We start from the raw sequence: 7,057 nt of genomic DNA on the forward strand, positions 1-7,057 counted from the left end.
GTTCGAGGGCGCCCGCGGCCTGTCCGGGGTCGGTTTCGCCACCGCGGCCGTCGCCGGCCTCGCCATCGACGGCGCCGTGCGGATGTGCTTCGCCACCTGGGACCCGGTGTGGCGGGACGGCGTCGGCCCCTGGCTGGCGTGCCTGGCGTTCGTCGGCGTCGGCGCCGCCGCGCTCTACCGCGAGCTGGCGTCCGGGCCGATCGCCCCGCCGGGAGTGTCCTGGCGGGACGCGCTGGGCGCCGCGGCGTTCGGGCCGTTCCTCGCGGTGCAGGTCCTCGTGCTGTCCAGCCCCGCGTTCGTCGCGTCGTCCGGCTGGCTGTCGCTGACCGCCGCGCACGTCACGATCGTCGCCGGGCAGGGGCTCGCGCTCGCGTTCCTCGCCTCCGGCCTCGCCGTGCGGGCGGTGCCGGGCGGCGTGTGCGTGCTCGGCGGGACGCTCCTCGGCGTCGGCGCGGGCGCCGTGGCCGGGACGTACGCGGTCGCCGGCATCGAGGTCGTCCCCGTCGTGATCGTCGGGCAGGTGCTGGCGGCGTGGCTGCTGGCGGTGGCGGTCCGCGCGCCGCTGCGCCGCGCCGGGACCGGCGGCCCCGTCCGGCGGATCGACGCCGGCGCGGCCCTCGGCGGCCTGCTGATCGCCGTGGTGCTGATCCCGTACCAGGTCAGCGCCGTGTCGCCGCTGCCGTTCCCGAACAACCTGCTGCCCGGCCTCGCCGGGATCCTGCTCGGCGCGCTCGCGGCGTTCGCGGCGGCGCGCGGCGGCCCGCTGCCGGCCCGCGCCCCGCTGCGCGCGCTCACCGCCGGGGGCGCGGCCCTGCTGCTGCTCATCGGCACCGCGGTGTTCACCGTCGCGGCGCCGGACGGCAAGGCCCCGCCGGCGGCCGCGAACGGCCAGGTGCGGGTGCTGAGCTACAACATCCACGACGCGGTCGACCAGTCCGGGCGCCTCGACCCCGAGGGCATCGCCCGGGTCATCGAGGGGCAGCGGGCCCAGGTCGTCCTGCTGCAGGAGGCCGGGCGCGGGGCGCTGACGTCCGGCACCACCGACGTCGGCGTGTGGCTGTCGCGGCGGCTCGGCATGAAGCTGATCTGGGGCCCGGCCGCCGACGGGCAGTTCGGCAACGCGATCCTGACCTCGCTGCCGGTGCGCAAGTCCGGGAGCGGGCGGATGTCGCGCGGCGACTGGTCGCAGATCCGCGGCTACGTGTGGGCGCGGCTCGCCGTCGGGAAGGCCACGATGGACGTGTGGTCGACGCACCTGGAGGGCGGCGACGACCAGGCCGACGAGCGGTCCCGGGAGATCGCGGCGCTGCTGCGGGCCTGGGGCGGGGCGCCCCGCACGATCATCGGCGGCGACTTCCAGACCGACGCGGGCAGCCCGGAGCTGGCCGCGCTGACCGACGGCACCGACCTGCGCAGCGCCGCGCTCGGCGGCCAGGCCTACCCGACCCGGCCGGACGGCTCCACCCACGACTGGATCTTCGGGTCGGACGGGGTCCTCGTCACCGACTACGAGGTGCCGAAGTCCGACGCCTCCGACCACTACCCGGTCGCGGTGACCGTCCGGATCGGGCGGTGACCCGCCCCCGGCGTCCCCGCGCCGCTAGGGTCTGGACATGAGCGCGGCGAACCGGGAGGCGGGGGTCGCCCCCACAGGGAGCAGGCCCGTGAGCGAGTCGGCGGTCGCGATCGAGCGGGCGGGCCCGGACGACGCCGGGGAGCTGATGACCGTCCAGCGCGCCGCGTACGTGGCGGAGGCGCAGCTGTACGGCGACCCGTTCCTGCCGCCGCTGGTCGAGTCGGTCGAGCAGCTGCGCAAGGTCCTCGCGGGGGACGCGGTGGTGCTGAAGGCGGTGCTCGGCGGCCGCGTCGTCGGCGCGGTCCGCGCCCAGTTCAGCGACCACACGTGCCTGGTGGGGCGGCTCGTCGTCGTCCCCGACCTGCAGGGCCGCGGCATCGGGCGCCGCCTCATGGCGGAGCTGGAGGGCGAGGTCGCCGGCCGGGTGGACGCCTGCGTGCTGTTCACCGGCCACCTCAGCGACGCGAACCTGCGGCTGTACCGGCGGCTCGGCTACAGCGAGACGCACCGCGAGCGCGTCGCCGCGCACCTCACGCTGGTGCACATGCGCAAACCCCTCGTTCCCGTCGAAACCGGCTAGCCATTAGGGTGAGCCCGTGCTGAAAGTGGGACTCACCGGCGGGATCGGCTCGGGCAAGAGCGAGGTGTCCGCGCTGCTGGACGGGCACGGCGCGGTGGTCATCGACGCCGACAAGATCGCCCGGGAGGTCGTGGAGCCGGGCACCCCGGGCCTCGCCGCCGTCGTGGCGGAGTTCGGCGAGGACGTGCTGCTGCCGTCCGGCGGCCTCGACCGCGAGAAGGTCGGCCGCATCGTGTTCGCCGACCCCGAGCGGCTCGCCGCGCTGAACGCGATCGTCCATCCCCTCGTCGGGGAGCGCATGCAGGAGCTGATGGACGCCGCCCCCGCCGACGCCGTCGTCGTGTACGACGTCCCGCTGCTGGCGGAGAACGGCCTGGCCCCCATGTACGACGAGGTCGTCGTGGTGGACGCCCCCGAGGAGACGCAGCTCGACCGCCTGACGTCGCGCCGCGGCATGACGGAGGAGGACGCCCGCGCCCGCATGGCCGCCCAGGCGTCCCGCGCCGACCGCCGCGCCGTCGCCACCCACATCATCGACAACTCCGGCACCCTGGACGACCTGAAGGCCCAGGTGGACGCCCTCTGGAAGACCCTCACCCACCGCACCGCCCCCTGACGCCGCGCTCTTAGAAGGGGGCGTCGAGGGGGAGGCGGTGGACCTCGGGGAGGTAGGGGTCCAGTTCGCCGGGCTCGAAGCGGCACATTCCCACGGCGTACCAGAATTCGGCGGTGGCGTTGCCCTCCCACTTGTAGCGGCCGTCGGGGGCCAGGGCGGCCCAGCCCTCGGCCAGGCCGAGGAGGGTCGCGTGGCGCGCGGGGGCGTCGCGGTCGGTGACGTCCCAGAGGATGATGGCGCCGTCGTCGCCGGCGGTGGCGAGGAGTGTGCCGTCGGGGCTGAACGCCGCCGACCAGATGCGGCGGGTGTGGCCGGTGAGGGCGTGCAGGAGGCGCCCGGTGGACGGGTCCCAGAGGCGCACCACCATGTCGTCGCCCGCGGTGGCGAGCATCGTCCCGGACGGGTGGAACGCGGCCGTCCACAGGCGCCCTGCGTGGTCGGTGAGGGTGTGGAGGGTCTCGCCGGTGGAGGAGTCCCAGAGCCGGGCGGTGCCGTCGTTGCTGGCGCTGGCGAGGACGTCGCCCGACGGTGAGAACGCCACCCGGTAGACGCGGTCGGTGTGGCCGCGCAGGGCGGCGGTGAGCTCGCCGGTGCGGGGGTGCCACAGCCGGACGGCGCCGTCGTCGCAGCCGGTGGCGAGGAGCGCGCCGCCCGGGTGGAAGTCGATGGAGCGGACGCGGCCCCGGTGGTCGGCGAGGTTGACGGTCTCGCGGCCGGTCGTCCAGTACCAGAGGCGGACGGTGTCGTCGTCGTTGGCGGTGGCGAGGACGTCCCCGGCGGGCGCGAACGCCTGCGCCCACACGTGGTCGGTCTCGACGTTCAGCTCCCGCTCGAAGGTGCCGGTGCCGGCCTGCCACAGGTGGACGCCGCCGTCGTTGGTGGCGGTGGCGAGCTGGGAGTCGCGGGTGCTGAACGCGGCGGAGGTGAGGTTGTCGGCGACGCCGCGCAGTTCGCGGATCATCCGGCCGGAGCGCGGCTCCCAGAGGCGGACGAGGCCGTCGTTGCCGCTGGAGGCGAGCATGCCGCCGTCCGGGCTGAACGCGACGCCGGTGACGCGCCGGCCGTGGCCGCGCAGCACGACGCGGCACTGCCCGGTCTCGGCGTCCCACAGCCGGGCGGTGCCGTCGTTGCTGCTGGTGGCGAGCTGGGCGCCGTCGGGGCGGAACGCGAACGGCCATACGGCGCCGCGGTGCCCGGCGAGTTCGAGGCGCTGCCGCCCGGTCGCGGGGTCCCACAGGCGGACGGAGCCGGCGCTGTCGGCGGTGGCGAGGCGGCCGCCGTCGGGGCTGAACGTCGCCTGGTAGATGCCGCCGCCGTGGCCGGACAGGACGGCGCGCTGCCGCCCGCCCGACCAGAGGCGGACGGACCCGTCGGTGTCGCCGGTGACGAGGAGGTCGCCGCCGGGGTGGAAGGCGATGGCGTAGACGCGGCCGGTGTGGCCGAGGAGCTCCTGGCCGATCTCGCCGGTGCGGATGTCCCAGAGCCGGACGACGCCGGCCTCGTCGCCCGCGGCGAGGAGGGAGCCGTCGGGGTGGAACACGGCGCGGAACACCGCGCCGCTGTGGCCGGTCAGCTCGCGCCGGAGCGCGCCGGTGGCGAGGTCCCAGACGCGCAGCGTGCCGCCCGCGTCGCCGGTGACCATGAGGGACCCGGCGGGGTCGAACACGGCGGTGTAGACGGGCGCGGTGTGCCCGGCCAGCTCGTGGAGCAGGGCGCCGGTGGCGGTGTCCCAGACGCGGATGGTGCCGCCTGCGTCGCCCGCGGCGAGGAGGTCGGCGCCCGAGGGGGCGCGCCCGCCGAGGACGACCGGCCACACGCCGTCGGGGTGGACGGGCAGGGTGTGCGCGGTGTGCCCGGTGGCGAGGTCCCAGATGCGGACGGTGCCGTCGGCCGAGCCGCTCGCCAGGAGGTTGCCGCCGGAGTCGAACACCACCGCGTAGGCGCGGTCGGTGTGGCCCTGGAGCGTGCGCAGGGGCGTGCCGGTGACGGCGTCGCACACCAGGACGCCGCCGTCCTCGCTGCCCACCGCCACGACGGATCCGCCGGGGCTGTAGGCGAGCGGCTGCGGGAGGCGGCTTGTGGCGAAGTGGAACCCGTAGGGGACGCCGACCGCGGGCGGCGCGATCTGGATGTCGATGGGGCGGCCGGGGGCGATCGCGGCCTCGCGGAGCTCGGGCGCGGCGGCGATCCGGTCGGGCAGGACGGCGTCGACGAGGGCGGCGCGGGTCCAGCGGCTGCCGTCGACGGCGGCGTCGCGCAGGTCGGCGCGGGCGAGCCGGGCCCGGGACAGGTCGGCGCCGCGCAGGTCGGCGCCGGTGAGCCGCGCCTCGTCCAGCCGGGCGCCGGCGAGGGAGGCGTCCCGCAGGACCGCCCGCGACAGGTTCGCGCCGACGAGCTGCGCGTCGGTGAGGTCGGCGCCGGTGAGGTCGACCTCCTGCAGGTCGCGGTAGGACAGGTCCTCGCCCTGGAGGCGCGCGCCCCGCAGGTCGGTGCGCGCCGGGGTGCGCAGCCGCGTCGTGACGCGGATGGCGTTGGCGCGGGCGATGTCGCCGGCGTCGGGGTCGGCGAGGACGCCGGCCGCCCACTCCTGGCAGGCGCGGGGGTCGGCGAGGTCGCACAGGAAGTCGACGGTGAGCTGGGTCATGGCGCGGCGGCCGAGCGCGGCGGGCGCGGTGCCCGCCGCGCCGGCGGCGAACTCGGCGGCGATGTGCCGGGCGACGAGCCACTCCATCACCGAGGCGTGGATGAACCCGAACAGGCCGTCGTCGGTGCGGACGAGCAGGCTGCCGGCGCCGACGGCGTGCGTGACCTGGTGCGGCGACATCCGGCCGCCGGCGAGGCCGGTGAGCGCGTCGGCGACGTCGGCCAGCTCGGCGAGGCTGAGGAACTGCTCGTTGCCCTCCCACAGCCGCAGCGCGAGGGTGCCCACGGCGCGCCACATGTCGTCGGTCTTCAGCCCGGAGGGGCCGCCGGCGCCGCCGACCCGGTCGGCCTCGTAGGCCAGCCAGGACGACAGGATCTCGTCGTAGAGGTCGGCGGGGGAGACCGCGCGGCGGGCCTGCGCGACCGCGCGCAGCCGGTCCTCGGGGAGGTCGGCGATGAACGAGAGCATCCGCGGGTTGGCGGTGAGGGCGAGGAGCTCCTCGATGCCCGCGAGCAGCGTCAGCCGCGCCTCGGCGGCGCCCTCGTCGCCGTACCGGTTCACCAGGTAGGAGCGGACCTGCGGGGGCGCGAACTCCTCCAGGCCGAGGACGCGCCGGTGCGGCAGCACGCCGACCTTCTCGCCGAGGGCCGTCAGCACCTGCGCCTGCGACTTGAAGTGCTGGGTGCGGCTCGCCACGACGATCTTGGCCTTGTCCTGGGCGGCCTGCAGCAGCGTGTCGAGGTGGTCGGCGGCCCGGTCGTAGGTCATCCGCGTCACCAGCTCGTCGAACCCGTCGAAGAGCAGCACGATGCGGCCCTGCCGGAGCATGTAGTGGAACGCCTTGAGGTCGATCAGCTCCTCGCCGTGGTTGGCGAGGTGCGCGGCGACCAGGCCGTCCACCGAGTGGGCCTTGTCGAGGGCGCGCAGCTCGATGAGGATCGGGATGACGTGCGGCAGCTCCTCGGGGATGCGGCGGGCCAGCTCGCGCAGCGCGAACGTCTTGCCGCGCCCGAAGTCGCCCAGCAGCAGCAGGAAGCGGCCGTGGTCGGCGGCGAGCAGCCGCAGCATCTCGCCGACGACGTCGTCGCGGACGTCCCCGGCCAGGCGCGCCCCCTCGTCGGGGGTCTGGAAGCGGTCGAGTTCGCGGAAGCGCTGCGGGACGTACAGCGACGGCGGGTACACCCCGTCGCCGGACAGCCGCCGCGTCTGCGCCGCGACGTACTCCGACAGGTCGAGCAGGCCCTGGAACTCGGTGAGGCTGCGCACCCGGATGCCGCGCCGCAGCGCGTCGTCGCGCAGCGACCTTGAGGGCGCGGGCCCCAGGTACACCAGTTCCGAGCCGTGGTCGGCGCCGTCGGCGTGCACGTGCCGGACGAAGGCGTCCACGTCGGCGTCGGTCACCTGCCCGACGTGGGCGCCGATGCGGTACTGCCGGACGAAGCCGTCCTCCATGTGGGTGAGCAGCAGGTGGGGCGGGTCGGTGCGGCCCTCCTCGCGCGCGGGCGGGACGATCCGCCGGATCGTGGCGCGCTCGAACCGGGTCTCGCACGCCTCCGTCAGCCGGTCGAGGAGCAGTGCCGTGGGGTCGTGGACGGGTTCGGCGGCGCCATTCCCCACCGGGCCCAGTTCGGGGGCGGGAGG

General features: G+C 76.0%; 4 protein-coding genes. 3 read left to right on the plus strand and 1 reads right to left on the minus strand.

Features of this window, described 5'->3' with window-relative positions; genetic code table 11:
* The 3 genes from ETD96_RS38120 to coaE form a co-directional block, all read left to right on the plus strand.
* Nucleotides 1-1,576 (plus strand): endonuclease/exonuclease/phosphatase family protein (locus ETD96_RS38120; protein WP_138641353.1); only part of this gene is annotated, 1,576 nt, incomplete at its 5' end.
* A gap of 37 nt (nucleotides 1,577-1,613) precedes the next feature.
* Nucleotides 1,614-2,156, plus strand: a complete 543-nt coding sequence (locus tag ETD96_RS38125) for a GNAT family N-acetyltransferase (RefSeq protein ID WP_138641354.1) — start codon at nucleotides 1,614-1,616, stop codon at nucleotides 2,154-2,156.
* 16 nt (nucleotides 2,157-2,172) lie between these two features.
* Nucleotides 2,173-2,772, plus strand: a complete 600-nt coding sequence (coaE, locus tag ETD96_RS38130) for a dephospho-CoA kinase (RefSeq protein WP_138641355.1) — start codon at nucleotides 2,173-2,175, stop codon at nucleotides 2,770-2,772.
* A 10-nt stretch (nucleotides 2,773-2,782) separates the two neighbouring features.
* On the opposite strand, the gene ETD96_RS38135 is transcribed toward coaE, so the two are convergent.
* The gene (locus tag ETD96_RS38135) at nucleotides 2,783-7,033 is read right to left on the minus strand and encodes an NACHT and WD40 repeat domain-containing protein (RefSeq protein ID WP_240808520.1); all 4,251 of its coding nucleotides are present in this window, start codon (nucleotides 7,031-7,033) and stop codon (nucleotides 2,783-2,785) included.
* Nucleotides 7,034-7,057: the final 24 nt, after the last annotated feature.

This window comes from Actinomadura geliboluensis (genome assembly GCF_005889745.1).
Lineage (GTDB): Bacteria > Actinomycetota > Actinomycetes > Streptosporangiales > Streptosporangiaceae > Spirillospora > Spirillospora geliboluensis.